3 protein-coding genes are annotated in these 2,914 nt (G+C 53.3%); all 3 read right to left on the reverse strand.

Annotated elements, in window-relative coordinates:
* Positions 1 to 70 precede the first annotated feature (70 nt).
* Positions 71 to 1,078, reverse strand: a complete 1,008-nt coding sequence (locus VU18_RS00840) for an iron ABC transporter permease (protein WP_011229702.1) — start codon at positions 1,076 to 1,078, stop codon at positions 71 to 73.
* A 67-nt stretch (positions 1,079 to 1,145) separates the two neighbouring features.
* Entirely contained in the window at positions 1,146 to 2,072 is a 927-nt protein-coding gene (locus tag VU18_RS00845) for an iron-hydroxamate ABC transporter substrate-binding protein (RefSeq protein ID WP_021322045.1), read from the reverse strand.
* A 6-nt stretch (positions 2,073 to 2,078) separates the two neighbouring features.
* A complete protein-coding gene (locus tag VU18_RS00850; protein WP_011229704.1) occupies positions 2,079 to 2,870 on the reverse strand; it encodes an ABC transporter ATP-binding protein in 792 nt (263 codons plus the stop codon).
* Positions 2,871 to 2,914 lie beyond the last annotated feature (44 nt).

Below are 2,914 nucleotides of genomic sequence, written 5' to 3' on the forward strand. Positions count from 1 at the left end.
CCCAACGCGATGGCGGCTGTTGCGGCAATAAGCAACAAAAGCATGCCTAACACTGCTGTGATGCGCATTCTCATTCAAAGCCCCTCCCTTTTTTCCGCACGACAAACAGGAAAAACGGCAAGCCGATCACCGCAACGATGGCTGCCACTGGCGTTTCAAATGGGGCATTGACCGTGCGGGCCGCCGTATCAGCGACGATCATGCCGGTCGCGCCGACCGTGGCCGACAGCGGGATGATAAATCGGTAATCGGCGCCGGCGATTGCGCGCACAAGATGAGGGATCATCAAGCCGATGAAGGTGATGTTGCCGGCGATGGCGACCGATGCTCCTGTTAATAAAAACACAGCGGAAAACAGCCACGTTTTGACGGCTGTTGTTTTTTGTCCGACGCCAACGGCGACGTCTTCGCTCAAGCTAAGAATCGTCAGCTGCCGCGAATACCATACGGCAATGGCGAGCCCGATCACGATGAGCGGAATGATGACTGACAGCTGTTTCCACGACGTTCCGGCTACCCCGCCCGATGTCCACATCGAAACGTCTTTGGAAATATGAAAATAAAGGCCAACTCCTTCAGCGACGGCAAACAAAAGCGCTGAGACCGCCGAGCCGGCTAGGACGATGCGCAATGGAGAAAAGCCGCCTTTGCGGGCGGCGCCGATGCCAAAGACCGTCCCTGCTCCCACAGCCGCCCCAAGCAAACAGGCGATGGTGATTGCGAGATAATGGGCGGAAGGAAAAAAGGCCATCGTTATGGCCAACGCTGCGTTCGCTCCAGCGGTTAAGCCGAGCAGTCCTGGGTCAGCAAGCGGGTTGCGTGTCATTCCTTGCATGATCGCCCCAGCGACGGCGAGTCCGGCGCCGACAAAGGCCGCCGCGGTTTCCCGAGGCAAACGGAGCTCGCGAATCAAGTCCAGTTGTTTACCTTGTTCATCGGAAAAGAGCGCGCGCCATACGTCACTCCATGTCGTATCAGCGACGCCGATGGCCATGGATCCGAACCAGATGGCCATCAGCAGGATAAGAGAGAAGAGAAACGTATAACGAAACGGCCATAGCCGGCGGTTTGCTTCCATCGGCGGTTTCCTCCTTTTCACAAGAAAGGACGGGACATTCACTGTCCGTGAACGCCCCGTCTCGTCATTATTGGCCTAAAAAATGCTTTTTAAAGAAATCGAGCTGGTAGTCTAACGTAATCGGGTCATTGAAATAAAACGCCTTGGCATCAGCGACGAACATACGGCCGTTTTTGACAGCAGGGATGTTTTTAAACGTGTTCGTTTCCATAAACGATGTATCGCCGTCGCCGTTTTTGCTTAAGATGAGGTAATCGCCGACAAACTGCGGCAGCGCTTCAAGGGAAACGGCATAGTAGCCCGGTTTGAGCGCCTGCTCTTCGACCGCTTTTGGCATTTTCAGCTTCATTTCTTGATACAAAATTTCTGTGCCGCGCGCCCAATTGTTGCCGAACACATACAGCTGCTTATCAAAGTTTTCGGCTACGGTGACCGTTGCGTTTTCGCCAATTTTCGCCCGGATTTCTTCCCCGGCTTGTTGCGCCCGTTGTTTGAAGTCGTCAATCCATGCTTTCGCTTCTTTTTCTTTATTTAACAGTTTACCAATCTCTAGAAACTGTGTTAAATAATCGACCTTTCCGTATGTAAACGTGACGGTCGGGGCGATTTTGCTTAATTTATCGACGTTTTTCGTATTGGATAATCCGATAATTAAGTCCGGTTTTAACGCCATAATTTTTTCAATGTCTTCATCGGTCACGACTTCGGCATCTTTCAGTTTTTCTTGAAAAAGCGGGCTCATTTTCGACCACGAATCCACGCCAACAATGGGGACGTCCAAGGCCAGCACATGCCCAGCAAACGTCGATAAGACGACGACGCGTTTTGGATCAGCCGGTACTTCCACCGGTCCGTTTTCCGATTGGTATGTAATCGTTTCCGGCTTTTTTTCTTTTGGTGAAGCGCTGCTGTTCTTGTTGTCGTCCGCCGCGTTGCCGCAGGCGCTTAGCACAAGCGCCAAAAGAAGCAACAAGGAAAGCCATGTTTTCCTCATGACGAATCAAGCCTCCCTAAGCAGTTGATAAGTGAAGCAAATCGGTTTGTTCGTCCGCGGGTCGCGGCCGATGTCAGCGTCAATGCCAAACACGTCGCGAAGCACATCGCGGCAAATGACGTCTTCGCTCGGCCCGGCTTTGACGATCGTGCCCGCCTTCATGGCGATCACATAGTCGGAAAACCGCGCCGCTTGGTTAATGTCATGGAGCACCATCACAATTGTCCGCCCTTCTTCTTTGTTCAGCCGTTCAAGCAGCTCGAGCACCTCGAGCTGGTGGGCGATGTCCAAATACGTCGTCGGTTCGTCCAAAAAGATGATGTCCGTCTCTTGAGCGAGCGCCATGGCGATCCAGACGCGCTGCCGCTGTCCGCCGGAGAGGGCGTCAACCGGCCGGTGTTTCAAATCGGCTGTTTTCGTTACGGCAAGCGCCCAGTCGATTGCTTCGTAATCTTGTTTCGTTAGGCGGCCCCATCCTCTTTGATAAGGGAAGCGGCCGTACGAGACGAGCTCAGCGACGGTCAATCCGCTTGTCGCTTCCGGCGTCTGCGGCAAAATAGCTATTTTTTTCGCCAGTTCTTTCGTTGGCTGTTGCGAAATGGCCCGGCCGTCCAAAATGACGGCGCCGGACTGCGGGGAAATGATGCGCGTCAACGTCTTGAGCAGCGTCGATTTTCCGCATCCGTTTGGTCCAATAATGGCTGTGATTTGTCGGTCGGGAATGCGGACGGACAAGCGTTCGAAAATCGTCCGGTCATCGTAGCGGACGGTCAACTCCTCGGCGTATAGGCGGACCATGAGGCCACCTCCTTCCGGATCAAGAAAATGATAATCAATATCAA

Source organism: Geobacillus sp. ZGt-1 (assembly GCF_001026865.1).
In the GTDB taxonomy this organism is placed as follows: Bacteria; Bacillota; Bacilli; order Bacillales; family Anoxybacillaceae; genus Geobacillus; species Geobacillus thermoleovorans.

Bases quoted from the DNA above. Each gene is read 5' to 3' on its own strand.
- VU18_RS00840 (WP_011229702.1), bottom strand. From the start codon at position 1,078: ATGGAAGCAAACCGCCGGCTATGGCCGTTTCGTTATACGTTTCTCTTC.
- VU18_RS00845 (WP_021322045.1), bottom strand. From the start codon at position 2,072: ATGAGGAAAACATGGCTTTCCTTGTTGCTTCTTTTGGCGCTTGTGCTA.
- VU18_RS00850 (WP_011229704.1), bottom strand. From the start codon at position 2,870: ATGGTCCGCCTATACGCCGAGGAGTTGACCGTCCGCTACGATGACCGG.